Raw genomic sequence first — 25,122 nt, 5'->3', positions numbered from 1 at the left:
GCCGACGACGCGGCCCGGCGCTCGTGCGGGGATGAGCACCGGGCCGCGGCGACGGCCCTGTCCGCGAGTGCGCGGAACGCTCCGCGCGGCGCCACGGACGAGGGCGGCTCCGCCCGGGGCTCGCGTGGGCGACCGGCCCCGTCGCCGGTCCGTCCGCGCGGCGACGAAAATCCTCTGCTCCCCGGCGATCTCCGTCATAGGCTTACGGCCGCTGTCTGCCGAGGGAGGACACATGGGGATCCGAAGCCTGACCCGCACCGAAGCCGAGGACCGGGCCGCGCTGATCGCGGTCGAGCGGTACGACGTGGACGTCGATCTGACCGCGCTGCCCGACGGGCCGGAGGTGCGCTCCGTCTCAACCGTGGCGTTCACGTGTCGCGAGCCGGGCGCGGCGACCTTCGTGGACTGCGCGGCGCGGGTGCTGAGCGCGACGCTGAACGGGATCGAGGTCGGCCCCGGCGAGGACGGGCGGATCCAGCTCCCGGGGCTCGCCGCGCACAACGTGCTGCGCGTGGAGAGCGTGCAGGCCGACACCACCACCGGCGAGGGCGTGCACCGGGCGACGGACCCCGGCGACGGCGAGGTGTACGTGTGGATGAGCTTCGAGCCGGACGAGGCCCGCTTCGTGTGGGCCTGCTTCGACCAGCCCGACCTCAAGGCGCCGCACGGCTTCACCGTCACGGCCCCGGCCGCGTGGACCGTCACCAGCAACTCCGGTGACGCGGACGTCGAGGAGCTGGGCGCGGCCCGCCGGTGGACCTTCCCGGACACCCCGCCCCTGTCGACGTACAACACGGTCATCAACGCGGGCCCCTTCCACGAGGTCCGCCGGGAGGTGGACGGCCACAGCCTGGGCCTGTACGCCCGCCGTTCGCTCGCCGAGATCCTCGACCGTGACGCCGAGGAGATCTTCACCCTCACCCGCCAGGGCCTCGCCTTCTACGCCGAGGCCTTCGCGATGCCGTTCCCGCAGCGCAGGTACGACCAGGTCTTCATGCCCGAGTTCGGCGGGGCGATGGAGAACTACGGCTGTGTGACGTGGTCGGACGCTTTCCTGCGACGGGCCGCGCCGACTCCCGCCGAACACGGCCTGCTGGCAAGGGTGTTGCTGCACGAGATGGCGCACATGTGGTTCGGCAACATCGTCACCATGCGCTGGTGGGACGACCTCTGGCTGAACGAGGCGTTCGCGGAGTTCGCCTGCCACTGGGCCGCCGAGCGCGCCACCCGGCACACCGACGCGTGGGCGGGCCATCTGATGATCGGCAAGATCAGCGCGTACCTGTCCGACCAGGGCCCCGCCACGCACCCGATCCACCAGCCCATCCACGACGTCGCCCAGGCCGCGTCGATCTTCGACAACATCACGTATCCCAAGGGCGCTTCGGTCCTTCAACAGCTCAAGACGTACGTCGGGGAAGAGCACTTCAGGACCGGCATGGCCGCCTACTTCGCCCGCCACGCGTGGGGCAACACCACGCTCCAGGACCTGATCGACTCGCTGTCGGAGGTCAGTGGCCGCGACCTGGACACGTGGCGCACGGCCTGGCTGACGACGGCGGGCACCGACCGCTTCACATTGGAGCGCGACGGCGACACCCTCACGCTGGTGGCCGACGGCGCCCCGCGCCCGCAGGTGCTGGCGGTGGGCGCGTACGGGGAGAACGGCGACGCGCTGGAACGCCGGGCGCTGGTGCGCGTCGAGGTCACCGAGACCCGGACCCCGGTGACCGGACTCCCGCCCGCCGACGTGCTGTTGATCAACGACGACGACCTGACCTTCGCCACGACCCGCCCGGACCCCGCCACAAGGGACGCACTGTTCCGCACGGCGGCGCGGCTGCCCACGGCGATCTCGCGGGGCGTGGCCGCGGCCACCGTTTGGGACATGCTGACGACCGGCGAGGCCACGGCGGCGGAGGCGGGGCGGTGCCTCACCGCGTTGCTGGCGGCCGAGACGTCCGACGCGGTGATCGAGCCGTATCTGACCCTCGCCGCGAACATCGCGGAGCTGTGGGCGCCGGCCGCCGAGCGGACCGCGTTGTCGGCCGCGGTGGCGGCGGCCTGTCTCCGGCTCGCCGCCGACCCGGGCCGCCGTCAGGTCGCACTGCGCGGGCTGGCCCGTACCGCGACGACCCGGGAGGATCTCGACCGGCTCCGCGAACGGGCCGGTGCCGACGTGGACCTGCACTGGCGTGCGCTGGTCCGCGACGCGGAACTGGGCGGGGACGTGGCCGCGGAGTCCGAACTCCTGCTCGCCCGTGACCCGGACCCCGACGCCTGGACCCGCGCCCTGACCGTCCGGGCCGCGCTGCCCGACGCGGCCACGAAGGCGGAGGTCTGGCAGCAGCTCGCCGTGGACCGTGCCGTCCCCGTCAACTCGATGGGCCTGGTGGCGGCGGCCTTCTGGCGCCCGGGCCAGGACGCGCTACTGGCCCCGTACGCCGAACGCTATCTGGAGTCGATCCCGAAGCTGCACCAGGGAGGCATGCTCCTGGCGATGAGCTACACGCACCGCCTCTTCCCGTTGCACGCCATCGACCCGACGTACATCGAGCGGGCCCAGGAGGCGTCCCGGGAGGCGGTGCCGGTGGTCCGCACCACGCTCCTGGAGCGCTCGGACGAGGTGAGCCGCATGCTCCGCGCACGGGCCGACGGCGCCTGAACCGCGCCCTGTTCTAGACGGAGGACTGGTTCCCGGGTGGCGTCGGCCCGGGTGCCTGCCGTTCCGGGTGCGGGGAGGACGGCTGGACGCGCAGCGGGCGGGCCGCCCAGGCCGGCAGGTGCCAGTTCCAGCCGCCGAACAGGGAGACGAGGGACGGTACGAGCAGCATCCGCACGATGGTCGCGTCCAGCAGGATGCCGATCCCGAGGCCGGTCGCCAGGGTCTTGAGGTCGGTGCCCGGTCCCGAGGCGAGTGCGGCGAAGGCGAGGAAGAGGATGAGTGCGGCGCTGGTGACGAGGCGGCCGGTGCGGCCGATGCCCTCGACCACCGCGTCGTCGGTGGAGAGGCCGGCGTCGTACTCCTCCCGGATACGGGTGAGGATGAACACCTCGTAGTCCATGGACAGTCCGAACAGGAACGCGAAGATCATGATCGGGATCCAGAACGTGACGGCCCCGGTGGCGGCGATGCCGAAGATCGCGTTGGAACCGTGTCCGTCCTGCCAGAAGAGGACCATCAGGCCGAGGGTCGCCGCCAGTGAGATCAGGTTGAGCAGCACCGCCTTCAGCGGCAGCAGCAGCGAGCGGAAGGCGCGCACCAGCAGGATGTAGGTGAGCAGCGCGATGATCGTGAGCATCAGCGGGAAGTTGCCGTAGACGGCGTGCAGGAAGTCGATCTGTGCCGCGCCGACTCCGGCGACGCCGACGGCGCCGGGCAGGTGTTCGGTGGCGGTCTTGACCCGTCGGACGACGTCGACGCTCTTCGAGTTGACGGTCTCGGTGTCGGGGATGACGACGACGATGCTCTGACCGCCCTGGTTGCCCGCGGGTCCGGTCGGCACGAAGACGCTGCTGACACCGTCGACCTTGGTGAGTGCGGTGGCGACGCGTTTCGCCTGGTCGGTGCTGACCAGGACCTCCATCGGGGTGAGCGCGCCGGTCGGGACGCCGCCGCGTTCCAGGGTCCGCAGGGTGTCGTAGGCCTGGCCGTTCTTGGCGAGGGATTCCGAGGAGGCGAGGCCGATCTTGATGCCGAGGAAGACGCCGACGAGGGCCGCGAGGGCGGCCAGCGCGGCACCGGCCGCGATCCAGCGGCGCCGTACGACGGCGGCGGTCCAGCGGCTCCAGAAGCGGCTCGCCCGGTTCTCGTGCCGGATCTTGGGCCAGTCGACCTTGGGTCCGATGCCGCCGAGGATCGCGGGGGTCAGGGTGAGCGTCGTCAGCACGCTGGCGAGCGGGATGAGCGCTCCGCCGTAGCCCATGCTGCGCAGGAACGGGACGGGCAGGACGACCAGGGAGAGCAGGCCGATGGCGACCGTGACGCCGCTGAACACGATCGCGTGCCCGGCGTGCTGCATCGCGACGACGACCGCGTCGTGGTTGTCCCGGCCGCGGTCGCGCTCCTCGCGCCAGCGGGTGACGAAGAGCAGCGAGTAGTCGATCGCGACGCCGAGGCCGATCAGGGCGACCAGGAACTGCACGATGAACGACACGTCGGTGGCGTAGGTGAGCGGCAGCAGCATCACGAAGGTCGCGAGGATCGACACCGCGGCCACCAGGAGCGGCAGCAGGGCCAGGAAGGACGCGAACACGAAGGCGAGGACGGCGAGTGCGCCGAGGGCGCCGAGGAGGGTCTCGCCGAGTACTCCGGGGCCGCCCCCGTCGTCGCCGCCGGAGGCGAGCGGGTCCTCGCCCGTCACGCCGACCGTCGCGCTCGCCGGCGCGGCCTTCTCGGCGGCCGTCCGGATCGGGTCGGTCAGCAGTTTCTGGCTGGGTGACGGGTTGAACCGGTAGAACACCAGCGCGTAGGCGGTGCGGTCGTCCTTCGTCCGGAACGCCTTGTCACCGGTGTTCGCCTCGTCGATGACCCGCAGTCCCGGTGCGGCCGTGCCGGCGGCGGTGAACACGCGCCCGACGTCCGCCTCGTGGCCGGTGACGGTCTGTCCGGCGGGCAGGGTGACCGCCACGAGATAGGGATTGGTGTCGCCGCCGCTGCCGAAGGCCTTCTCGATCTTGTGCGCGGTCACGGTGCCGGGCTGGCCGGGCAGCGAGAAGTCGATCGTGAGTCGGTCCGTGGTCCGGCCTGCCAGCGCGATGCCGGCGATCAGCACAAGACCCCAGAACGCCACGACCGCCTTGCGGTGCCGCAGTACGAATTCGGCCCACCGTCGCATGCCGGACTCCCCGCGTCGTAGGTTGCGCGAGTCTAGCCCGCGGCCCCGTTCATCCGCTATCGGGATAATCCATCCGGTTTGACGGGATCCGGAAGCACAGAATCCGCGTGCGCGCACCTCGGGAAGAGAGCGCGGTCCAGGGCTGTTTCAGCCTTAGGTACCGGATCATGACCGGACTCCTGAGAACGGAGCAGTCAAGGTGAACGACACGTCGAAGGCCGACATACGGCAGGTGACAGACACCCCGGCTCCGCCGCCCGACATATTGGAGCGGGCCCGGCGCCACCGGCGGCACACCTTGGAGCTGCTGACCGTTTGCGCCGTGGGGCTGGTCCCGTGGACGGTTCTGCTGGCGGTCACGCTGCCGTCCGCCTACGAGGTGCACCAGTGGCGGGTGACCTGGGTCGGGTTCGACGTCCTGCTCGTGCTCTCGATGGCGGCCACCGCGCTGCTCGGCTGGCGGCGCAACCGAGGCGTCATCGTGGCGGCGGTCTTCTCGGCGGCGCTGTTGATCTGCGACGCGTGGTTCGACGTGTCGCTGGCCTTCGGCACCGACGACGTCTGGTCGGCGGCGGCCCTCGCGGTCTTCGCCGAACTGCCGCTGGCCGGCTATCTGATCCACCGGGTGCTGGCGATGATCTCGCTCGCTCGCTGGCCGAACGTGGAAGCGGCCACCAGGATCGCCGAATAGCGCCGTCCCCGGCGCCGGGGAGGACCAGCGAGCCGTCGCTCAGGGGACTGGAGCCTCAGCTGTCGGCCAGGGTGCGGTCCAGAAGCGAGAGCAGGCGATCCCAGTGGCGCTTCAGTCCGGAGGCGCTGAAGGCGTCGGTGTCGGACATGGTGAAGCCGTGGACGGTACCGGGGTAGATCTCGGAGGTGTATCCGACACCTGCCGCATCCAGGGCCTCGTTGAGCTCACCGAGGGCCTCAGGTGTCACGTCGCCTTCGGCGTGGCCGAGGTGGACCTGGGCGGTGAGCTTGGAGAAGAGACTGGCCCCATCGACACCCACGGGGCCGTGGAACGCGGCGACGGCCGCCACTTGGCCGGGGTGGGCCGCGGCGGTGCGCATCGCGTAGAGGCCGCCTATGCAGTAGCCGGTCACCGCGAGCGGTCCGGGGCCGACCTCGGGCTGAGTGGTGAGGAACCTGAGGTAGGCGTCGGCGTCGCGCAGGACACGTTCGGCGGTGTGCGCCTCGATCAGGGGCATCAGCTGGGCGAAGACCGCGGGCCGGACTTCCTCTCCGATGTACTCGGGAAGCTCGACCAGCGGTGTCGGGCCGTGCCGGTAGAAGGAGTTGGGGACGAGCACGTAGTAGCCGTGCCCGGCCAGTTCGCGGGCCATCTCCCGCAGCACGGGCCGGATGCCGAAGCCGTCCGCGTACATCAGTACCCCTGGGTGCTGCTCTCCGTGGTCGGGGAAGGCGGCGAAAGCGTCGGCCTGGCCGTCCGTGGTGGGAATCCGCAGCGTCTTGGTAGGCATGAACAATGCTCCTGTCGTGGTTGATGTGCAGAGCCTGTGATCAACACGACGGAGGCGGAGCCCGCGCGGCGGCGCAGGAACCTCGATCGGACAGCGGGCCCAGACCGGCCCGTACGGCGCTCAGAAGAGCCCCGGGTCACCGATCCGTGTGTGGCGCAAGGCCGTCCCGGTATTCATAGCCGCACAGCGTAGCCCACCGGATAGGGGCCGACGGTCGCCGTCGTGGCCAAGCAGCACTGCGAGTGGCGCACAACTCCCCTTGCGGAGCACGGGCGTTGACACCGTGTGCGATCCGCGTCACGGTGAGGGCCCGTAGCGCTCGGAGGTCGCCCATGGCTCCGCTCCCGTCCGATGCCGGTCTCGTCGAACGTGTACGGGAGTTGCAACCCCTGCTCCGTGACAGCGCGTTGCGCACCGAGCAGGAGCGGCGGGTGACGGCCGAGGTGGTGTCGGCGCTGACGGACGCCGGGGTGTACCGGATGAACGTCCCACGCCGGTACGGCGGTTACCAGAGTCGGCTGAGCACGCAGGTCGAGGTGCTGGGCGAGATCGCCGCCGGGTGCGGTTCGACCGGTTTCATGGCGCTGATCCAGGCCGGGTGTTCCTATATCGCCGCGCTGTTCCCGGACGAGGCGCAGGACGAGATCTTCACCGGACCGGATGTGCGGGTCGGCGGCACGCTCATCCCGGACGCCGTCGCGGTGGCGACGGACGGCGGCTATGTCGTCAACGGCACCTCGGGCTTCGCCACCGGCTGTCAGAACGCCGACTGGCATCTGCTGACCGCCCGGGTCGAGTCCGAGGGCGGGCCGCCCGAGGTGCTGTGGACCGCCGTACCGATGGCGGATCTGAAGATCCTCGACGACTGGTACGTGTCGGGTCTGGCGGGCAGCGGTAGCAACAGCGTCGTCGCCCGGGACGTGTTCGTGCCCGCGCACCGCATCCTGCCCGTGGGGCAGTTGCTGGGCGGCGGCTTCCCCTCCAAGGCCAACGCCGACGACCCCTTCTACCGGATGCCGGTCCTGATGCTGTTCTGCGCCTGGACGGCGCCGAACGCGCTGGGCCTGGCGCGCGCGGCTCTCGCGGAGTTCACCGAGCGCATCCACCGGCGGGGCATCACGTACACCTTCCACGAGCGGCAGTACGAGGCGGGCGTCACCCATCTCCAGCTCGCCGAAGCCGCGTTGAAGATCTCCTGCGCCGAACTGCTGACCGCCGACTTCGTCGCGCGGATCGAGTCCGCGGCCGACAACGACGAACCGTACACACAGGAAACACGCGCCAAGATCCGTGCGCAGAGCGGCTATACGACCCGGCTGTGCAAGGAGGCCGTGGACCTCATCGCCTCCGCGTCGGGCGCGTCCTCGCTGCACCGGGACGTCCCCGTCCAGCGGGCGGTACGCGATCTGCACGCGCTCAGCCTGCACTCCTTCGTCAACCCCGCCACCAATCTGGAGCTGTACGGCCGGGTCCTCTCCGGACTCGACGCGGGCACGCCCTTCCTCTGACGGCTCAGCCCAGGGACGCCGACCAGGCCGCGGTCTCCCGGGGTCGGGCGAACCGGAGTGCGGTGAGCGGAGCGAAGCGCGGGTCGTTCGTCCGGCGCTCGATCTCGGCGCGCCGGCCCGCGTGCTGGGACCAGGCCCACCAGGCCGGGTGCTCGCGGCTCAACCAGCCCGCCCAGGTCTCCCTGTTGCCGCCGAAGACGCGCTCGCGGGTGACCGTGCGCCACAGGGACCGGCGCAGGACGCGCGGCATGATCACGCCCCTCCCGTAGTCCAGCCAGAGCACCGTGTCGGCCAACTCCCAGAGCAGGTCGCGGACTTCGGGCGAGCCGATCGAGTCGATGATCCAGCGGGTTTCGGCGGTGAGCCGCAGCACGTCGTCGGCCAGGTGCTCGTTGACGGCCCAGCCTGGGCCGGTGAAGTAGAGGGCGTCCATCTCGTGGTACGGCAGTTTCAGCCGCTCGCTCACGCCCCGGGCCAGCGTGGACTTGCCCGCGCCCGTCGCCCCGACCACCAGGATCCGCTCCATCCACGCACCCTAACTACGATGTGCGCAGCCCGCCGATCATCAACAGGAGCCCCACCATGAGCAGTCCGCAGCATGCCCACGCCTCCCTGGACGGGCTGGTGACGGGCGACGCCTTCGGGGACGGCTGGTTCACACGGTCCGACGAGCCCGCCGAGGAGCTGTGGGCCGCGCGGGAACTGCGGCCCGCGCCGTGGCTGTGGACGGACGACTCGGCGATGGCCTTCGTCCTGTTCGCGCATCTGGTGGCCCATGGGGAGGTACAACCGGACGCGCTGGCAAGGGAGTTCGCGGCCGAGTACGAGCGGGAACCGGGGCGCAAGTACGGCCCGTCCATGCACGGTGTGCTGCGCCGGATCGGCGAGGGCGAGGACCGGCGGGCGGTCACCACGGGGCAGTTCGGCGGCCAGGGTTCCTACGGCAACGGTGCCGCGATGCGGGTCGCCCCACTGGGCGCCTGGTTCCGGGACGACCCGAAGACCGCCGCCGAGCAGGCTCGACTCTCCGCGCTGACCACCCACGCCCACCCGGAGGCCGTCGCGGGGACGGTGGCCGTGGCGGTCGCCGCCGCGCTGGCCGCCACCGGCGCGGATCAACAGGCCCTGCCGCGCGCCGAGTTCCTGCGGGAGGTCGCCTCGCACGTACCGGACAGCGATGTCCGTGCCCGTCTGCTGGTGGCCGCGGGATTCTCCGCGCGGACGTCGGTGCGGCACGCGGCGTCCGTGCTGGGTTCGGGGACACTGATCTCGGCTCCGGACACCGTGCCGTTCGCCCTGTGGTCGGCGGCGGGGAACTTGGACGACCTGCCGGAGGCTCTGTGGCAGACCGTCGCCGGGTGGGGCGACCGGGACACGACCTGCGCGATCGTGGGCGGTGTGGTCGCGGCCCGCACCGGCACCGACGGCATCCCGTCGGCCTGGCGGGAGGCCCTGGAGGCGATCCCGGCCTGGAGCGGTTGGGACGCGCGCGCGGCGACCCGCCCGGCCGGCATCTAGGCAGGGCGGCGGCCGTCAGCCCAGGACCGTCCCCGAGCTCTTGTCGTTGACCGGCCGCAGTCTGGAGAAGGTGCCCAGGTCGATGGTGTGGCCCGTGTACGGGGCCTTGAACACCGCGGGGTGCCGGTCGTGGTCCACGCCGTTCTCCGTCTGGTCGACGATGGTGCGCAGGAATCCGCCGACGAGCGGGGCGTTCTTGAACTGGTTTCCGCTGGTGCCGATCGCCACGTAGTAGCCGGGCAGGTCGGTCTTGTCGTAGATGGGCGTCCAGTCGTCGGTGACGTCGTAGACACCGACGACTCCCCTCGGGCGGTTCGGGACCGTCAGGGTCGAGAGGCGGCGGGCGGCGCGGGTGGCCTGTGCCTCGAACACGGCCTTCGTCACGTCGGGGGCGACGCCGTCGGGGTCGTCGACCCATTGCAGGGGGTCGCATTCCGGTTCGGTCCCGCCGATCAGCAGACCGCCGCCCACTTCGGAGCGCAGATAGACACCGAGGTCGATGTCCGCGACGCACATGCCCGTCGTGCCCTCCGCGCCGCCGGGCAGGTGATGCACCTCCTGGCGCAGCGGCCGGAGTGACACCGTGAACTCGTCGCCGACGCCCGCGAGTTCGTTGATACGGCCGGACCAGGGGCCGGCCGCGTTGACGACGATGCCGGTGTCGATCCTGGTCCCGTCGTCGAGGAGTACGGCGGCCACCCGCCCGGAGTGGCGGACCACCTTGGTGACCGCCCGGTTCAGCATGAAGACCGCGCCCTGCCGTACGGCGGCGTCGGCCAGATTGGCGGCGGCGAGCTGGGGATCGCTGACGTAGCCTGCGTCCGGGGTGTACACCGCGCCGAGGCTCTCGGCGGACGGGGCCCAGAACGCGTCGTCGGCCAGACGCTTCGGCGGCCAGTGGCGGCCCGTGTCGATGCCGGGTATCTCGGCGGTGAGGCGGTCGGTGTCCCACTCCTCGTAGAGCACCCCGAAGGTGTCGAACAAGGGCAGGTACAGGGCTCGGGGTGCGATGTCCACGTCGAGGAAGGCGAGGCCCGTCCTGACGTACCGGACGAGGCCGGCGGACTCGGGCAGTCCGGTGTGCTCGGCCCAGTTCTCCCAGTGGAACCTGGACTCCCAGGCGGTGGCGACACCGGCCGGAGTGGAGAAGTTGAACCGCATGATGGCGCTGGACGCACTGGTGGAGCCGTGCCCTATGCCCCGTGCCTTGTCGACCACGACGGTGCTGCGGCCCGATCGCGCCAGTTCGAGCGCGATCGACGTTCCCATGACACCGGCTCCCACGATCACGGCGTCGGAATGCATCGGCGGTCCTCCTTCTTTCGTCGAGCGTAGGAGCGTCGGCGGGTGTGCCGTAAGCGCTCGCGGTCGCGCCGCACGGCGCTTTCCCGCATCAGGTGTTGCGTCGGGTGTCGCATCAGGTGTCGCGGTCAACCCGTCGATCTGCGCGCGGTGTTGATCCGGGCCAGCTTGAGCGCGAGATGCAGGGTCAGGCGGTCCATCCCGTCGTCCAGGGACAGGCCGTGATGGTCTCGACGCGCTTGAGCCGGTGGTAGAGCGTGGTCCGGTGCACATGCAGCGCCTGGGCCGTGCTGCCGGAGTCGCCTGCGCGGTCGAGGAATTCCTCGGCGCTCCGGACGAGGACGGCGTGCTCCGGATCGCCGAGCAGGTCACCCACCCCGGGAAACGGCAGGTCCTGTGTCAGCTGGTCGAAGTCGACGCGCAGCAGCAGGGCGAAGGGGCCGAGCGAGGACCAGGACGCCACACCGTCGAACACCGGCAGGAGCGTGGCCGCGCGGACCGCGGTGCCGGCCTGCCGGCCTGCCGGTGGGCGTCGACGACGGATTCGAGACCGTGCACGGTGGCGCTGAGGCCGATCGCGCAGGTCCGTCCGGGCCGTGCCGTCCGCCCGAAGTCGTGCCGGAACCGCTCCGCCAGTTCGCGCACGGTCCGGTCGCTCGGCGGACGCGGACCGCCGACGACGACGGTCGCCCGGCGCCCTGTGACCAGGGTCAGCACCGACCCTCGGGGCAGCCGGCGTTCCATGCGCTCCGCGGCGGACTCCAGCGCGAGGGCCGTGTCGCCGGTCGGTTCGCCGTCGGCCTCGACCACCAGGACCACCAAGTGGGCGGAGTGGGCGAGGAGTTGTTCCTCCTGGATCTCGTCGATCGCCCGGTAGCGGTCCTCCGCCTCGGGCGACAGGAGCATGCTCAGCGACGACTCCACGCGGGAGCGGCGGCGCTCGCTGAGGACCATCCGGCGGTACAGGATGAGGCCGATGCTCTCGACGGCTTCGGCGACCGCCCGGCCGGCTTCGTCGTCGATCGCCGTGTCGGACTCGATGAGCCACAGGAAGCCGAGCAGCAGGCCGTTGCAGCGGACCGGGAAGCAGAGCGCGGTGCCAGCTCGAAGTCCGGTTCTCCGGTGACGCGGCCCGGCTCGGTCCAGTCCGCGATGCCTTTGGCGAGCACCCAGCGCTGGAGGTCCGCGGAGATCTGGCGGTCGATCACAGACCGGACCCTGGTGTCGCCCTCGTCGCCGAAGTGCCTGCTCGCGGCGATGAGATGGATCAGCGGATCGTCCACGGCGACCGAGCGGCCGAGCCGGTCGGCGAGGGTGTCGACGACCGACTGGACGTCGTCGCCGGCGAGCGCGGTGGGCGGGTTCTGCTCGTCCGTGGCCATCAGGTCTCCCCCGCCGGGCCAAGGTGGCGGTCGAGGAACTCCAGCAGGCGGGCGGCCTGGTCGACGACGGACGCGTGGGCGCGGACGCCGTGTCCTTCGTCCGGGTAGATCACCAGAGCGCCGTCGCGGCCGTGGTCGCGCAGGGCGCGGTGGAACATGGCCGCCTGCTGCGGCGGGGTCGCGAGATCGTGGGCGCCCGCCATCAGCAGCACCGGCGTCCGTACGTGCCGTGCGCGGTAGAGCGGGCTACGGGTGCGGTAGTCGGAGGCCGGGTCGAGGGGGTCGCCGTCCAGGCACATCCGGTCGAAGCCGGGGATGTTGCTCGTGTGGTGCTGGCTGACCCAGTCGGTGACCGGTGAGCGGGCCACGGCGGCGGCGAACCGGTCGGAGTGGGCGATCAGCCACGCGGACATGAAGCCACCGTAACTGTTGCCCGTCACCGCGACCCGTCTGCGTCGACCCGTCCGGCGGCCACCAGCGCGTCGACGGCCGCCAGCAGGTCGTCGGCGTCCGCCCCGCCCATGTCGTGGAGCCCGGCGGTCACGAACTTCTGCCCGCGTCCCAGGCTGCCGCGCATGTTCGGCGACAGCACCGCGTACCCCTGTCCGACCAGCAGGGACACGAGCGGCTGCCGCGCCGCCCACTCGTCGCGCCACGCCCACACCGGACCCCCGTGGATGTTCACGACCAGCGGGTACGGCCCCGGAGTGCGCGGGGTGACCAGGAGCCCCTGGATCTCCTGCCCGTCCGGGGCGGTCCAGGTCAGTCGCTCCGCCGACTCCCCCGGTACGGCGGTGTGGGGCCGGGCGACCTCAAGGAGCGGGGTGGTGTCGGTCATTCGGTGCCTCCCGCGAGGGCGTCGCCGAGCAGGTTGATCGCGAGGGTCAGGGCGCCGAGGAGGGCTGCGGCGACCAGCATCGACGAGGGGTTGAGGGCGATGCCGCCGCGGTTCTCGGAGACCATCAACCCCCAGTCGGCGGCCGGGGGTTGGAGCCCGAGCCCGAGGAAGTTGACGCCCGCGATCAGCAGTACCGACCAGCTGAACCGCAGTCCCGCGTCGGCGGCGACCGGGCGGGCGATGTTCGGCAGGATCTCGCGTCCGAGCACCGGGAGCGTGCCCTCGCCGCGGGCGACGGCCGCCTCGACATAGCCCTTGAGGGACTGCTCCAGCGCGGCCGACCGGACGATGCGCACGATGGGCGGGAGTTGGATGAGCGCGGTGGCGATCACCACTCCGGTGATGCCACGGCCGAACGCGGTGGCGAGCAGCAGCAGGAAGACCAGTGCCGGGAAGGCCAGCAGGGCGTCGGTCAGACGCATCAGCACCGGTTCGAGCCAGGAGCGGCTGTAGCCGGCCAGCAGTCCCACGGTGAGTCCGACCGCGTAGGCGGCGAGGGTGGCGACGCCCGCGTACAGGACGACGCCGAGTCCGCCGGAGAGCACCCGCGACAGGACGTCCCGGCCGAGGAAGTCGAGGCCCAGTGGATGACTGGCGCTCGGCCCGGCGAAGGGGATGCCGACCGTGCGGTCCGGGGAGTACGGGGTGCACAGGGGGCCGGGCAGGGCGACGGCGAGGACCAGCACGAGGAGAACGAGGCCGACCCGGCCGGAGAGGGTCTTCGGGGTGCGTCGTCGCAGGGCCGCGCCGAACGGGAACCCTCGCCGCGCGGAGTCGGTCTTCAGGAGGGCGGTCATGACGTACCACCTGTTCTCAGCTTCGGTACGACGGCCATGACCAGCAGGTCGGCGGCGATGGTGACGGCGACGTAGAAGGTGGCGAGGAGCATGGTCACGGACTGGACTTCGAGGTTGTCGTGGACGGTCACGGCGTCGACGAGTTCCTTGCCGATGCCCGGATAGCCGAAGAGTCCCTCGACGATGAGCAGTCCGCCGACGAGGTACTGGGCGATGAGCGCGAAGACCTGGATGCTCGGCGCGAGCGCGTTGCGCAGGGCGTAGCGGCGGACGACGCGGGCCTCGGGGATGCCGTTGAGGCGGGCGACGGCGACCGGGTCGGACAGCAGCGCCTCCTGCATGCCGGCCCGGATCATGCGGGTGGCCGGTCCCACGGTCACCCCGACCAGGGTGAGTAACGGGCAGGACGAGGGTCGCGGGGGTCGCGAGGGGGCTGGTGCCGGGGGCCACGAAGGACACCGGGGGAAGAACGTCGAACCAGGTGAAGAACACGGCGAGCAGGACGGTGCCGAGGACGAACTCGGGCAGCGCCGCCGGCACCAGGGTCACCGTGGTGACGAGGTGGTCGAGCCAGCGGCCCGCCCGCAGGGCCGTGAGGACGCCCAGCAGCAGGGAGAGCAGCAGGACCGGCACGAAGACCGTGGCGGCGAGGACCAGGGAGTTGCCGAGTTTGCCGCTGATCTGGTCCCAGACGCTGGACCGGCCGCCCGCCGCGTATCCGGCGGCGGTGTTGCCGAGGTCGCCGTGGAGCAGTCCGGCGAGCCACTTGCCGTACTGGACGACGAGGGGCCGGTCGAGTCCCATCGTGTGCCGCAGCTCGGCCACCGCGTCCGGCGTCGCCTGTTTGCCGAGGATCGCGCTCGCCGCGTCGCCCAACAGCACGGAGGTCGCGAGGAACACCAGGACGGACAGCACGAGGAGGGTGAGGACGCCGCCGGCGATGCGGCGCAGGGCGACACGGGCCAGCGGGTGCCGGGAGCCGAAGGGCGCGGAGGCGGGTGCGGTGGCGGCACCGTGGTGGTGGCGGTCACGACGCGAAATACGCTTCGTTGAGGCCGGTCGGCAGACCGAGGTTCTGGTAGCGGTTGGGGACCAGGCCGCCGACCCTGTTCGACACCGCGTCGAGGTTGTCGACGTTGCCCCACCAGATGTAGCCCCCGCTGTCGTACTGCTGACGCTGTACGGCGGCCCAGGCGGACCGGGCGGCGCTCGCGTCGGGTGCGGCGACGGCGGTGGCGACGAGTTCGTCGGTGCGGCGGTCGGACCAGTGGGTCTCACCGTACGGGGCTTTGGAGACCAGGCCCGCGTTGTAGACATCGCCCAAAGTCGTCATCCCCTGCCAAATGGTCTGTGCGAAGGGCATCTTGAGGTAGTCGCGGGTCGGGTCGAAGTACGAGGCGGGGTCGACCTGAGAGATGGAGATGTCGACGCCGGCGTCCTTGGCCTGCTGCTGGAAGAGCGTGGCGGCCTCGACCATCCCCGGCGCGACCGTGGAGGTCTGCAGCTTCAGGGTCAGTCCCCTGCCGTGCCCGGCCTCGGCAAGCAGGGCCTTCGCCTTGGCGAGGTCGCGGGTGCGTTGCGGGAGGGAGTCGTCGTAGTACTCAAGTCCCTTGCCGTACAGGTCGTTTCCGACCGTCCCGAAGCCGAACAGGGCCACGTCGACCCGTTGCCTGCGGTCGACGATCAGCCGGAGCGCGCGGCGGACCCGGACGTCGTCGAACGGCGGTTTGTCGACGGCCATGTAGAAGGCCTGCGCGGTGACGCCGGGACTCCTGATCAGCCGTACGTCGCCCACGAGTTGGGACTTGGCCTGGGTGAAGGGCACCTGGGCCATGACATCGGTCTGGCCCGACAGCAGCGCGTTTAGCCGGGCGAAGTCGTCCTTCACGGACAGGAACACCAGCTCGTCCAGGTAGGGCTTCCCGGGCTCCCAGTACGCCGGATTGCGTCTGCAGACGGCCTGTTGACCCGGATCGAGGGAGACGAAGGAGAAGGGCCCGGTGCCGACGGGTCTGGTGAAGTCCTCGGCACCGCGCCGCACGATGGAGGCGGTGGCGAGGCTGTAGGGGAAGAGCAGGTTGGGGCTCTTCAGCGGGACGACCACGGTGTACGGCTCCGGTGCGGACACCTTCTCCAGGTCGACGTCGGCGATGCTGAGGGCGAGCCCGTTGCCGGGTTTCGCCATCCACTTCAGCGAGTACAGGACATCGGCGGCGGTGAAGTCCTCGCCGTCGTGCCAGGTGACGCCCTTGCGCAGCCGGAACGTCCACACGGACGCGGTGGAGTTCGAGGTCCAGGACGTCGCGAGCATCGGCCGCAGCCGGCCGTCCGGTCCCATGGTGAGCAGGGGATCGAAGACGGCGCAGCTCATGGCGGTGTTGATGAGGGCGTTGGGGGCGAGGGAGGGGTCGAACGACTCCCCCTTGCCGGCCGCGATCATGCCGACCCGCAGTCGGCCGCCCCTGCGTGGCGGTCCGGTCGGCCCGGCCACGCCGAGACCGGCTGCCGCCCGCACGCGGCGAGTGAGGCACCGCCGGCCAGCAGCGTCCCGGCCGTGGCGGCGCCCCGCAGAACGGAGCGCCGGGAGGTGGATCGAGGGGAGAGGCCGGTTGTGTCTGGGCCTGTCATCGTGACTCCCGCTTACGACGCCGGGAGCGAGGTACCGAGCGTGGCCGAACGCGGGGTGAACACCCTCTGGTCAGCGGGTTCGGCTTTCAGGAAGTGTGACATCACGACACGAGACAGGCATTCAACATGTGATGCGTAATTCCGGGCGGCAGTGCATCACCTGTTGCGCCCGGGCTAGAGACGCACGGGCAGTGCCCGCCGGGCCACCGAGACGAGGCGCTCCCCCACCAGCTCCATGCACAGCCGCATGTTCTTGTCCGCGATGACGTTGTCCGGGATACGGCAGGCGAACTGCAGGCCTTCGTGGACCCGGGTCACCCACGCGCACACCTGGTCACCGTACGACACCCGGATCAGCCCGTACGCCTTCAGCTCCTGCCAGCGCTCCGAACCGGGCAGGGCGCGCGAGTCGACGTAGGAGACGATCGAGTACAGGTCGGGGGACGTGGGCCGGAAGTCGGCGCCCAGCAGGCGCAGTACGCGGGCGATGGGCATGCGGGCCAGCGGGCGGTTCTCGCGGAGGGTGGCGCGGACCATGCGCAGGGCGTCGTCGAAGTCCCTCGCGTGCTCGATGGGGATCTCGATCGGCGCGCCGCCGACATACCAGCCGACGGAGTCGGCCCAGCGGGACTTGGCCCGGGTGTGGAAGGGCACGACGGTGCGGTACACGTCGAGGCCGCTGATCTCGCGGGCGGCGAGGGCGACGGCCGCCAGAACGCCGACGAGGCTTCCGCCGTAGGGGCGGCAGTACGCCTCGAAGGCCGCCGCCTCCGTGTCGTCGGTGAGCATCTCCTGGAGGAACTTCTGTGTGGGCAGCGGCCCTTGGGGGTCGAGGCCGAGGTCGACGGGGAAGTTCGGCAGTTTGCCGTCGCAGCGGGCGATGAACTCGCGCCAGCGGGAGACGACGGTGTGCGTGTCGTCGATCAGATCGGCGTCCGTGCGTTCGCCCGCGCAGAAGTCGATGTAACTGGCGACCGGCGCCGCCTCGACCGCCTTCCCGGCGAGCCCGGCCGCGTACAGCTCGTGCACCTCGCCCGCGATGCGATGGAGCGAGTACGCGTCGACGTTGCTGTGGTCGAACGCCAGGTACACGCTCGTGCAGTCCTGGCGAACGACCGCGGCGAAGAGGAAGTTCGGCCAGGTGAGCGCGTCCGCTGCGACATCGAAACGGTCCTGCAGATACCGGGTCAGAGTCCCCGCGTCCGCGAACTCGCCGACGTCCTCGCGGTGCAGGGCCACCGCGTCGGCGTCCAGGGTGAAGCGGCGCATCTCGTCACCGGCCCACCGGAAACCGCTGCGCAGCGTCTCGTGCCGGAGCATCCAGGCCCGCAACGCGCCCTGGAGCACGTCGAGTTCGATCCGCCCCGGCATGTCGAAGGCGGTACCGAGCCAGGTCGGCACGAACAGCCCGTCCTCGCGCACCGAACGCGCCGTACGGATATGGGACTCCTGCACATACGCCGGTGGCCGCACGTCGTCGGGAAGCACCCGCGCCGCTCCTACGGCCGTCGGGTGCAGCGTCCACTCGACGAGTCGTCCGGGACGGATCTCGCACCGCTGAAGGTCACTCATGCGCACAGGGCTCTCCGTTCGCCTGCCCACGGGAGGCCGCCGGGCACCACTGTCGATCCACGCCTCCATGCCGCTCGGGCACCGCTCACTGCATGCGGAGATCAACGAGCGGGCCGTTCGGAAAGCAACGCTCTGGAACCCGCCGTTCCGAAAGGGAGTGGATCACTGCGCGTCAAAGAGGGGTGGTGGCGCGTACCGCGATGACCGCCAGAGTGGTGTACGCCATCGTGAAGCTGCCTCCCAACGCGTCGATGGCACGGCCCACCTCGCCCTGTATCTCGGCCAGTTGACCGGGGACGAGGCGGGTGAGGCCGCCGGTCGTGGGGAGCAGTTCCAGCCACTGATCGCGGGTGTACGCGTGCTCCCAGTCGAACCGGAACTGTTCCGGGGCGTCGAACTGCCCGGTCTCACCGATCTTCTCGGCGACCGTCGCGTACCCCGCCTGGTACATCTCCAGCGGACGGCGGGCCGACCGGCCGTTGAACGGCGAGTCGGGCGCCACTCGTCGATAGGCGGCCGCGAAGGGCTCGGCGACCTCGGCGGGCGGCTCGTACACGTGGCCGAAGATCGCCAATCGGCCGTTCGGGCGCAGCACTTGGGCCGCTTTCCTGGCACCAGCGGCGGGGTCAACCCAGTGCCAGGACTGGGCCGCGGTCACCACGTCGAACATACGGCCGCCCGGCTCCCAGGCCTCGAAGGTCGTCACCTCGACCGGCAGGCCGCGGGACCGGGCGAAGTCGGCCATGCGGGCATCCGGCTCGACGCCGAGCACGGTGCAGCCGGCGGCCTGGAACTGGCGGGCCGCGATGCCGGTACCGCAGCCCACGTCGAGCACGTCGGGCGTATCGCTTCCCGGGCTCCCGGCGACGATCCGGGCCACCAGCTCATCGGGGTAGCCGGGCCGGGCACGGTCGTAGCGTTGCGCGTCCGCGCCGAAGGACTCGGCCATCTGTCGGGCCTGATGGAGCGGGGCGGGCTCTGGCTGCTCTCGCGGTAAAGTGGGCATGCGTTCACCTTAGTGGGCAAGCGCCCACAAGCCAATGGGTGTCAGAGAGCTGGCGCGGGAGAGGATCCACAAGTGCCGACCGGGGTTCACCTTCGTGATGCGCGGCAGCAGTTGTTCGACGCCGCAGAGCGCGTGCTGCTGCGGGACGGTCCGAACGGGCTGACCAGCCGGGCCGTCACCGATGAGACGGGCTGCGCCAAAGGCGTCCTGCACCGGCACTTCACCGACTTCGACGCGTTCCTCGCCGACCTCGTCCTCGACCGCGCCGCGCGGTTGGAGACGCAGGCGCTGGCGCTGCGTGACTCGGCCGGGACCGGCAGCGTCGCCGACAATCTCACCGACGCGCTGACCACCTTGTTCGGACCGGTTCCGGTAGCGATCATTCCGCTCATCACCTTCCGGGAAGAGTTGCGCGCACGGCTGCGGCAGGCCAGGCCCGGAGGCGGTATCGCCATCCTGGCCCAGGTGACGGCGGCGGTCTCCGCCTATCTGGCCGACGAGCGCGAGAGGGGCCGTATCGCGGCCGACGCCGACATCGACTCGCTCACCCTCTCCCTGGTCGGAGGCGGGCACCTCCTGTTCGCCGACCGGGCCTCGGACCCGCCGACCGCATCGACCGTCGGCAAGCTGGTGACCACGGTGCTCGCCGACGTCGTACAGCGGAGGCCACGCTGAACTCGCCTCGCGGTGCTGTGCGTTGGTGAGGTCCGGCCGACGGGCGGGTCAGCGGAAGCCGACCTCGGTGAAGGCGCAGCCACCCCGCTCGGCGTTCGGCAGTGCCTGCCGCGATGCGCGTGTCGGTGCTTTCCGGAAGTACTGGCGGTAGCCGGACGCGCGGAACCTCAGGTCGAAGGCGTGGCCCTCGATGTGCCACAGCGGCAGGTCTTCCCGGCCGTCGTCCGGGACGAGTCGGTGCACGCCGTCGATCTCCAGGTCCGGGGCCGTGCCCTTGAAGTCGAGGTCTCCTTCGAGGTCCCAGACGTCGTCGAAGACGAGCGTCGCCGGGGCGACCCAGAAGGAGAAATGTGTCGCCGGCGGGACCGGGTGGACCCAGCGGACGATGTAGTCGAGGTCGAGAAGCAGTCGCGGCAGGACGTCGTCGGTCGGCTGCACGGAGAGGCCGTGGACGGTGGCGTCGTGCCAGCCCATCTCCGGGAAGTCGGCGTCGCTCCAGACGCTCTTGGAAAGGCCCGATTCCTGGTGGCCGCCGTGGTCCATGCCCGTATCCAACCATTCGGCCCGCCGAGCCCCGGCACGGGTCAGGCCGCGCTGCCCGCCTTGGAGAAGATGAACCCCGCGTACTCGTGGTCCGCGATCGCCACGGCCATCTCGCGCAGGCGGGACCATCCGGCGCCGTTCGGGGCGGTGTACGTCAGGCGGGTCTCGCCGTTCTCCATCAGGTTCGTCCACTCCTCCTCCGCCGCGAGTTCCACCTCGACGACGTCATGGCCGTGATCGCGTGCGTGCACGAGAGTGCCGGTGACGAGATCCACCTGATCTCCGGCGCATTGAGGGTTGTCCTGGAGAGTGCTCTGACGGCCGCCGGGAAAGAAGAGGTTCGGGAATCCGGCGGTCATCACGCCGAGATAGGTACGGGGGCCGTTCGCCCAGTAGCCCATCAGTTTGAGCCCTTCCCGGCCTCGTATTCCGAGCCGTTTCAGCACACCGACGCCGAGGTCGGAGTCGGTCGCGCGAACGGTGTCGAACTCGACGATGTCCGGCCCGGCTGTCGCCTCGGGGGCCTTGACCAGACTGCGGTTATTCGGGCGGGCCGGCTGCCGCCCTTTCCTCATGTCGACCACGGCATTGCGTTCCCGTATTCCCTGCGGCGATTCGTTCCGTGAGGCGACGTACTCCGTGCCGCCCAAACCGGTTTCGATCAGCGCGACGCGCATGCAGATGAAGTCCCGTGTTCGCTGCGCGGGGGCGGACAGAACTCCCGTGGTGGCCACCAGGAAGCGTGCGCGGTATTCGACGGAATCGGTGGTCGTCACCCTCCATGTTCCGGAAGGGTCGTCGTAGACCGCCGATTTCACCGTGACACCGAATCTGATGCCACGGCGTACGCCGGAGCGGTCGACAATGTGGTTGAGGTGGTCCAGGCAGCGCCCGATATCCGGTTGCCCGGACCGTTCTTCGGTATGGGGCGCTCTCTCCTCCCACCACGGGAAGGACTTGCCCGCGTCGACTCGTGCGGTGTCGGAGTTCGCTTGACGAGAGCGGTTCCAGTACCAGATTCCGCCGACTCCGTGACCGGCCTCCAACAACAGCGCGGAGAAGCCCTCTTCGCGGGCCCGGCAGAGTTGGTAGATACCTGTGGCGCCGGCTCCGATCACCAGCACGTCCACCTCGTGCGGCGCGAACACGATCCTCGCCGGATCCCGTCCGGTGCCTCGGTCTTCTTCGCCCGAGGCGTTCGTCAATTCACTCAAGAGCCCCTCCACATGCTGAGCAATCTCCCGCCACGCTGCGGGACTTCGGAGGTTGTACCGATCGGTCAGCGAATCAATCGTCGTCACGGTAACGGACGTGGATACGGAGGGGCAATGCTCCGCACACAACGCACTGCCGACGGAGCCGGCGTGCCCGGTTTCGTTTACCGCGAGCGTGGTGGCCGGAAGCGCTCACACGTGCCCGCCGGGCGCCGGAGTCAGTCCGTGACGGAGTGCGGCAGCGGCTCGGGGACGGCGGACTCCCTCTTGGCGAGGTACTCCACCATGCGGTCCTCGATGTCGTCGAACCGGCTTCCGGGACCGCCCAGGCCTCGGAAGAGGGTGGTGCAGTAGGCGCTCGACAGGTACTGCGCGTCCCACGCGCCGTCGACCTTCACCCACTGGTACGTGTGGTTGTGCATGTTGAGGAACTGCAGAGTGGCCAGCCTGGGATCGAGGCTGCGGAACGAACCGTCGTCCATCGCTGCGACGAGCAGGTTCTGCACGATCTCCTCGAACTCACGCCGCTGGTCCAGCAGCCGGGCCCGGTTGGCTCCCCGCAGGTTCCGGTAGTCGTGCTCGTAGACCCAGACGTGGTCGAGTCGGGCGAGGGTGTTCTCCAGCAGGGTCTGCGACAGCATGCGCAGCCGCAGCACCGGGTCGACGTCCTCCAGGGCGGCGATCCGGTGGGCGGAGGCCAGCAAGGGGCGCATCACCCGGTCCTGGATCTCGACGAGGAGATTCTCCTTGGAGCCCATGTAGTAGTAGAGCGCGCCCCGGCCAAGACCGGCGACGTCGCCCACCTCGGCGATGCCGGTGGCGGCGTAGCCCTTCTTCGCGAACAACGCGGCGGCCTTGTCGATGATCTCCTGACGCCTGATCTCGAAGTCCGGCCCGTGCCCTGGTGATCTTGGCATAGCTCCACATTTTAGGGCCCCGGAGATCAGCACGGGGGGGGCGGGGATCTTGAAGTCGTCGCGGGGTCAGCGGTTGGTGCGGCCGAGGTCCACCGGGAGCTGGATTCCGGTGATGTGCCGTGCCTCGTCGGAGGCGATCCAGGCGACGGCCGCCGCGATGTCCTCGGGCTCGCTGACTCCGTCGGGCAGCACGCCCTGGTAGAAGGCACCCAGTTCTGCGTCGTTCTCGATCAACGCGCGGATTCCCGGGACGAGTTGGGTCGCGACGCCGTGCGGGTGCACGGAGTTGACCCGGATCCGGTGCGGGCCCAGTTCGTTGGCGAGCGTCTTGGCCAGGCCGGTGACCCCGTGTTTGGCGGCCACGTAGTCGGCCAGCAGGGGCAGTCCGCGCAGTCCCGCGACCGAGCTGGTGAAGACGATGGCACCGCCGGTCGCCTGCTCGATCATGAGCGGGACGGCCGCTTTGACAGTGTGGAAGGCGCCGGTCAGGTTGATGTCGATGGTCGCCTGCCAGTGCTCCGTGTCGATCTCCCAGGCGCGGCCGGCGGTGGTCATGCCGGCGTTCGCCACCACGACGTCCAGGCGCCCCAGTTCGGCAACGCTCGACTCCAAGGCCGCCCGTACGGCGGGGAAGTCGCGTACGTCGGCCTTGTGGGTACGGACCCGCCGCCCCAGTTTCTCCACGAGGCGTGCCGTCTCGGCGAGGTCCTCGGGTGTCGCCCCGGGGTAGTTGGTGGTCGGCAGGTCCTCGCAGATGTCGAGGGCGATGATGTCGGCGCCCTCCGCGGCGAACCGCACGGCCTCGGCGCGGCCCTGGCCGCGGGCCGCTCCGGTGATGAAGACGACCTTGCCCCGGAAGCGGTGGGCGGTCGGTGTGCCCGGCGCGGGGGCGGAGGGGACGGTTCCGGTCATCGGGCGCTCCGTACGTCGTCGGTGGGGGCGGCGGGTCCGGCCGCCGTGTTCGCCTCGGGCCGGGGGGTGAGGCTCAGGTCGGTCAGGTCCCCGCGCTGTCGCCACTCCTCCAGCATGCTGAAGTAAGCGGTGGACGTACCCGGGTAGTTGACGTTCTTGCGGGGCCGTCCATCGGGATCGCCCTCGTTGTTCCAGCGCCCGGGTGTGCAGTCCTTCAGGAAGGAGCCGGCGCCCAGGAGCGCGAGGCCGGAACCCCCCACGACACGCTGTACGTACACGTCCTCGGCCGTCTTGGTGACATCCGCCACCACGCCCCGTCGCTCGAACTCGGCGACGAGGAAGGCGACATGACGGACCGTCTCCTCCAACGTATGGACGAAGTTCACCGCCGCCGTGCCCTGGGTGTAATTGGGCGGCAGGAAGAAGAAGTTGGGGAAGCCGCTGGTCATCACGCCCTGGAAGGTCTCGGGGCCGTCCCGCCACTTCCGCGACAGGGTTGTGCCGTCGAGTCCGGTGACGTCGAAGCCGACCCGGTCGACGTACGACGAGTCCTGGTCGAAGCCGGTGGCGAGGATCAGACAGTCGAGCGGGTACTCGACGCCGTCGACCACGACTCCCTTCGGGGTGATCCGCTGGACGCCCCGGCCCCGGGTGTCGACGAGTTGGACGTTGGGCCGGTTGAAGGCCGGCAGGTACTCGTCGTGGAAGCAGGGGCGTTTGCACTGGTAACGGTAGTACGGCTTCAGCGCCTCGGCCGTCTCCGGGTCCCTGACCACCGAATCGATCCGGGAGCGGATGTTCTCCATGTGCTGAAGGTCCGTCAACTCCTTCTGCTCGGCCAGCTCTTCGGCGCTGAGGTCGCCGTATCCCCGGTTGCTCAGCATCGCCTGGTAGAAGACGGTCCAGCCGTCCCGCACCAGGTCCTCGGTGATCTTCTCGCCGTTGGTGACGAAGGTGAAGTTGTCGCGCCGCCGCTTCTGCCAGCCGGGTTCCAGGGTCTTCGCCCACTCCTGGTCCGTCTCGCGGTTGTCGCGGACGCCGACCGTGGAGGGGGTGCGCTGGAACACGCGGAGCTGGCGGGCTGATGCGGCGAGGGGCGCGACGATCTGGACGGCCGTGGCACCGGTACCTATGACGCCGACGGTCTTGTCACCGAGGTGGGTGAGCGGTGCGTCGGGCCCTCCGCCCGTGTAGTCGTAGTCCCAGCGCGAGGTGTGGAAGAGCCTGCCCTCGAAGGTGTCGATGCCGTCGATGGCCGGGAGCTTCAGGGAGGTGAAGGAGCCGTGGGCCACGACCACGTACCGGGCCTCGAACTCGTCGTCGCGGTCGGTCCGTACGCTCCACTTCGCACCCGCCGCGTCCCAGGTCAGGCCGGTCACGGCGGTGTGGAAGAGCGCGTGGTCGTAGAGGTCGAAGTGGGCCGCCAACTTCCTTGCGTAGGCGAGGATTTCGGGGCCGTAGGAGTAGCGGTGGCGGGGGAGGTAGCCGAGTTCCTCCAGCATCGGGAGATAGACGTAGGACTCGACGTCGCACATCGCGCCGGGGTACCGGTTCCAGTACCAGACCCCGCCGACGTCACCGGCCTTCTCGACGATGCGGATGCGGTCGACTCCGGCCTTGCGGAGGTGCGCGGCGGCGAGGAGGCCGCCGAATCCGCCTCCCACGACCAACGCGTCGACCGTGTCGCGCAGCGGCGCGCGTGGCACCACCTCCGTGAAGGGGTCTTCCACCAACTCCCCGCGCCCGGCGAGGTCGAGGATCTCGCGGCGCGAGGGATCGAGGCGCTTGTCCCGCTCGGCTCGGTACTTGGCCCGCGCCCGATCGAGATCCGCGGGCTCGGCCGAGGTCTGCGTCATGCCTGTTCTCCGTCCAGAGGGTCCGAGCGGTCCATGGGGACCAGAGGGTCCAGGGGAAATCTATTCAGCATAATC

22 protein-coding genes and 2 pseudogenes are annotated in these 25,122 nt (G+C 70.3%); 5 read left to right on the top strand and 19 right to left on the bottom strand.

The genetic code is table 11. The features are described 5' to 3' along the window. The first annotated feature begins 232 nt into the window (after positions 1–232). Positions 233–2,665 carry an aminopeptidase N gene (pepN, locus tag ACIBJH_RS35485; RefSeq protein WP_399121055.1) on the top strand — a complete coding sequence of 811 codons (2,433 nt, stop codon included), beginning with the start codon at positions 233–235 and terminating at the stop codon, positions 2,663–2,665. 13 nt (positions 2,666–2,678) lie between these two features. Here the strand turns inward: pepN and ACIBJH_RS35480 are convergent, their stop codons facing one another. Next, the gene (locus tag ACIBJH_RS35480) at positions 2,679–4,838 is read right to left on the bottom strand and encodes an MMPL family transporter (RefSeq protein WP_399121053.1); all 2,160 of its coding nucleotides are present in this window, start codon (positions 4,836–4,838) and stop codon (positions 2,679–2,681) included. 199 nt (positions 4,839–5,037) lie between these two features. Between ACIBJH_RS35480 and ACIBJH_RS35475 the strand changes: the two genes are divergently transcribed. Then, positions 5,038–5,529: a hypothetical protein gene (locus ACIBJH_RS35475; protein WP_399121052.1), complete on the top strand. Its 492-nt coding sequence runs from the start codon at positions 5,038–5,040 to the stop codon at positions 5,527–5,529. A 55-nt stretch (positions 5,530–5,584) separates the two neighbouring features. Here the strand turns inward: ACIBJH_RS35475 and ACIBJH_RS35470 are convergent, their stop codons facing one another. Continuing rightward, positions 5,585–6,319: a dienelactone hydrolase family protein gene (locus ACIBJH_RS35470; RefSeq protein WP_399121051.1), complete on the bottom strand. Its 735-nt coding sequence runs from the start codon at positions 6,317–6,319 to the stop codon at positions 5,585–5,587. Between the two features lie 332 nt (positions 6,320–6,651). On the opposite strand from ACIBJH_RS35470, the gene ACIBJH_RS35465 reads away from it, so the two are divergent. Next, a complete protein-coding gene (locus tag ACIBJH_RS35465) occupies positions 6,652–7,827 on the top strand; it encodes an acyl-CoA dehydrogenase family protein (RefSeq protein ID WP_399121050.1) in 1,176 nt (391 codons plus the stop codon). A 4-nt stretch (positions 7,828–7,831) separates the two neighbouring features. Here ACIBJH_RS35465 and ACIBJH_RS35460 read toward each other — a convergent pair whose 3' ends face one another. Next, positions 7,832–8,353 carry an adenylate kinase gene (locus ACIBJH_RS35460; protein WP_399121049.1) on the bottom strand — a complete coding sequence of 174 codons (522 nt, stop codon included), beginning with the start codon at positions 8,351–8,353 and terminating at the stop codon, positions 7,832–7,834. 56 nt (positions 8,354–8,409) lie between these two features. Between ACIBJH_RS35460 and ACIBJH_RS35455 the strand changes: the two genes are divergently transcribed. Further along, positions 8,410–9,345, top strand: a complete 936-nt coding sequence (locus tag ACIBJH_RS35455; protein ID WP_399121047.1) for an ADP-ribosylglycohydrolase family protein — start codon at positions 8,410–8,412, stop codon at positions 9,343–9,345. 15 nt (positions 9,346–9,360) lie between these two features. Here ACIBJH_RS35455 and ACIBJH_RS35450 read toward each other — a convergent pair whose 3' ends face one another. From ACIBJH_RS35450 to ACIBJH_RS35400, 11 genes and pseudogenes are all read right to left on the bottom strand, one after another. Beyond that, positions 9,361–10,650, bottom strand: a complete 1,290-nt coding sequence (locus ACIBJH_RS35450; protein WP_399121046.1) for an NAD(P)/FAD-dependent oxidoreductase — start codon at positions 10,648–10,650, stop codon at positions 9,361–9,363. A 184-nt stretch (positions 10,651–10,834) separates the two neighbouring features. Continuing rightward, on the bottom strand, positions 10,835–11,122 hold the full coding sequence (locus ACIBJH_RS35445) for a helix-turn-helix domain-containing protein (protein WP_399121045.1): 288 nt from the start codon (positions 11,120–11,122) through the stop codon (positions 10,835–10,837). Next, complete coding sequence (locus tag ACIBJH_RS35440) at positions 11,047–11,601, bottom strand: hypothetical protein (protein WP_399121044.1); 555 nt, start codon at positions 11,599–11,601, stop codon at positions 11,047–11,049. The genes ACIBJH_RS35445 and ACIBJH_RS35440 overlap by 76 nt, the downstream gene beginning before the upstream one ends. After that, positions 11,556–12,029, bottom strand: coding sequence for a hypothetical protein (locus ACIBJH_RS35435; RefSeq protein ID WP_399121042.1), 474 nt, complete (start codon positions 12,027–12,029; stop codon positions 11,556–11,558). The genes ACIBJH_RS35440 and ACIBJH_RS35435 overlap by 46 nt, the downstream gene beginning before the upstream one ends. Next, positions 12,029–12,606 (bottom strand): annotated as a pseudogene (locus tag ACIBJH_RS35430) (alpha/beta hydrolase family protein). The gene ACIBJH_RS35435 and the pseudogene ACIBJH_RS35430 overlap by 1 nt, the downstream one beginning before the upstream one ends. Before the next feature lie 257 nt (positions 12,607–12,863). Continuing rightward, the gene (locus ACIBJH_RS35425; protein ID WP_399121227.1) at positions 12,864–13,724 is read right to left on the bottom strand and encodes an ABC transporter permease; all 861 of its coding nucleotides are present in this window, start codon (positions 13,722–13,724) and stop codon (positions 12,864–12,866) included. Then, complete coding sequence (locus ACIBJH_RS35420) at positions 13,721–14,104, bottom strand: ABC transporter permease subunit (RefSeq protein ID WP_399121226.1); 384 nt, start codon at positions 14,102–14,104, stop codon at positions 13,721–13,723. The genes ACIBJH_RS35425 and ACIBJH_RS35420 overlap by 4 nt, the downstream gene beginning before the upstream one ends. Before the next feature lie 358 nt (positions 14,105–14,462). Beyond that, a pseudogene (locus ACIBJH_RS35415) lies at positions 14,463–14,624 on the bottom strand (ABC transporter permease); the annotation flags it as partial. Between the two features lie 127 nt (positions 14,625–14,751). Next, a complete protein-coding gene (locus ACIBJH_RS35410) occupies positions 14,752–16,239 on the bottom strand; it encodes an ABC transporter substrate-binding protein (protein WP_399121041.1) in 1,488 nt (495 codons plus the stop codon). Positions 16,240–16,526: 287 nt separating this feature from the next. Further along, positions 16,527–17,924, bottom strand: coding sequence for a condensation domain-containing protein (locus ACIBJH_RS35405; protein ID WP_399121039.1), 1,398 nt, complete (start codon positions 17,922–17,924; stop codon positions 16,527–16,529). Positions 17,925–18,096: 172 nt separating this feature from the next. After that, the gene (locus ACIBJH_RS35400) at positions 18,097–18,930 is read right to left on the bottom strand and encodes a class I SAM-dependent methyltransferase (RefSeq protein ID WP_399121038.1); all 834 of its coding nucleotides are present in this window, start codon (positions 18,928–18,930) and stop codon (positions 18,097–18,099) included. A 72-nt stretch (positions 18,931–19,002) separates the two neighbouring features. Between ACIBJH_RS35400 and ACIBJH_RS35395 the strand changes: the two genes are divergently transcribed. Continuing rightward, entirely contained in the window at positions 19,003–19,605 is a 603-nt protein-coding gene (locus ACIBJH_RS35395; RefSeq protein ID WP_399121037.1) for a TetR/AcrR family transcriptional regulator, read from the top strand. A gap of 48 nt (positions 19,606–19,653) precedes the next feature. Here the strand turns inward: ACIBJH_RS35395 and ACIBJH_RS35390 are convergent, their stop codons facing one another. The 5 genes from ACIBJH_RS35390 to ACIBJH_RS35370 all read right to left on the bottom strand — a co-directional run bounded on the left by ACIBJH_RS35390 (position 19,654) and on the right by ACIBJH_RS35370 (position 25,047). Beyond that, complete coding sequence (locus ACIBJH_RS35390; RefSeq protein WP_399121036.1) at positions 19,654–20,148, bottom strand: hypothetical protein; 495 nt, start codon at positions 20,146–20,148, stop codon at positions 19,654–19,656. 41 nt (positions 20,149–20,189) lie between these two features. Continuing rightward, the gene (locus tag ACIBJH_RS35385) at positions 20,190–21,491 is read right to left on the bottom strand and encodes an NAD(P)-binding protein (protein ID WP_399121035.1); all 1,302 of its coding nucleotides are present in this window, start codon (positions 21,489–21,491) and stop codon (positions 20,190–20,192) included. Positions 21,492–21,580: 89 nt separating this feature from the next. After that, positions 21,581–22,279 carry a TetR/AcrR family transcriptional regulator gene (locus tag ACIBJH_RS35380; RefSeq protein ID WP_399121034.1) on the bottom strand — a complete coding sequence of 233 codons (699 nt, stop codon included), beginning with the start codon at positions 22,277–22,279 and terminating at the stop codon, positions 21,581–21,583. A 66-nt stretch (positions 22,280–22,345) separates the two neighbouring features. After that, a complete protein-coding gene (locus ACIBJH_RS35375; protein WP_399121033.1) occupies positions 22,346–23,191 on the bottom strand; it encodes a mycofactocin-coupled SDR family oxidoreductase in 846 nt (281 codons plus the stop codon). After that, positions 23,188–25,047 (bottom strand): flavin-containing monooxygenase, encoded by a 1,860-nt coding sequence (locus tag ACIBJH_RS35370; protein ID WP_399121032.1) that lies wholly within the window; start codon positions 25,045–25,047, stop codon positions 23,188–23,190. Before ACIBJH_RS35370 ends, ACIBJH_RS35375 begins: the two co-directional genes overlap by 4 nt. Between the last annotated feature and the right edge of the window lie 75 nt (positions 25,048–25,122).

Origin of the sequence: Streptomyces sp. NPDC050548 (genome assembly GCF_044457385.1) — a bacterium.
GTDB lineage: Bacteria > Actinomycetota > Actinomycetes > Streptomycetales > Streptomycetaceae > Streptomyces.
Note: the sequence above shows the minus strand (reverse complement) of the source record. Positions and strands in the feature narration are given on the sequence as shown.

Excerpts from the sequence above, each read along its gene's own strand:
- ACIBJH_RS35435 (WP_399121042.1), bottom strand. The coding sequence starts at position 12,029 with ATGGCCACGGACGAGCAGAACCCGCCCACCGCGCTCGCCGGCGACGAC.
- ACIBJH_RS35375 (WP_399121033.1), bottom strand. The coding sequence starts at position 23,191 with ATGACCGGAACCGTCCCCTCCGCCCCCGCGCCGGGCACACCGACCGCC.
- ACIBJH_RS35440 (WP_399121044.1), bottom strand. The coding sequence starts at position 11,601 with ATGGTCCTCAGCGAGCGCCGCCGCTCCCGCGTGGAGTCGTCGCTGAGC.
- ACIBJH_RS35390 (WP_399121036.1), bottom strand. The coding sequence starts at position 20,148 with ATGGACCACGGCGGCCACCAGGAATCGGGCCTTTCCAAGAGCGTCTGG.
- ACIBJH_RS35405 (WP_399121039.1), bottom strand. The coding sequence starts at position 17,924 with ATGAGTGACCTTCAGCGGTGCGAGATCCGTCCCGGACGACTCGTCGAG.
- ACIBJH_RS35425 (WP_399121227.1), bottom strand. The coding sequence starts at position 13,724 with ATGACCGCCCTCCTGAAGACCGACTCCGCGCGGCGAGGGTTCCCGTTC.
- ACIBJH_RS35470 (WP_399121051.1), bottom strand. The coding sequence starts at position 6,319 with ATGCCTACCAAGACGCTGCGGATTCCCACCACGGACGGCCAGGCCGAC.
- ACIBJH_RS35480 (WP_399121053.1), bottom strand. The coding sequence starts at position 4,838 with ATGCGACGGTGGGCCGAATTCGTACTGCGGCACCGCAAGGCGGTCGTG.
- pepN (WP_399121055.1), top strand. The coding sequence starts at position 233 with ATGGGGATCCGAAGCCTGACCCGCACCGAAGCCGAGGACCGGGCCGCG.
- ACIBJH_RS35380 (WP_399121034.1), bottom strand. The coding sequence starts at position 22,279 with ATGCCAAGATCACCAGGGCACGGGCCGGACTTCGAGATCAGGCGTCAG.
- ACIBJH_RS35460 (WP_399121049.1), bottom strand. The coding sequence starts at position 8,353 with ATGGAGCGGATCCTGGTGGTCGGGGCGACGGGCGCGGGCAAGTCCACG.
- ACIBJH_RS35370 (WP_399121032.1), bottom strand. The coding sequence starts at position 25,047 with ATGACGCAGACCTCGGCCGAGCCCGCGGATCTCGATCGGGCGCGGGCC.
- ACIBJH_RS35465 (WP_399121050.1), top strand. The coding sequence starts at position 6,652 with ATGGCTCCGCTCCCGTCCGATGCCGGTCTCGTCGAACGTGTACGGGAG.
- ACIBJH_RS35450 (WP_399121046.1), bottom strand. The coding sequence starts at position 10,650 with ATGCATTCCGACGCCGTGATCGTGGGAGCCGGTGTCATGGGAACGTCG.
- ACIBJH_RS35455 (WP_399121047.1), top strand. The coding sequence starts at position 8,410 with ATGAGCAGTCCGCAGCATGCCCACGCCTCCCTGGACGGGCTGGTGACG.
- ACIBJH_RS35400 (WP_399121038.1), bottom strand. The coding sequence starts at position 18,930 with ATGCCCACTTTACCGCGAGAGCAGCCAGAGCCCGCCCCGCTCCATCAG.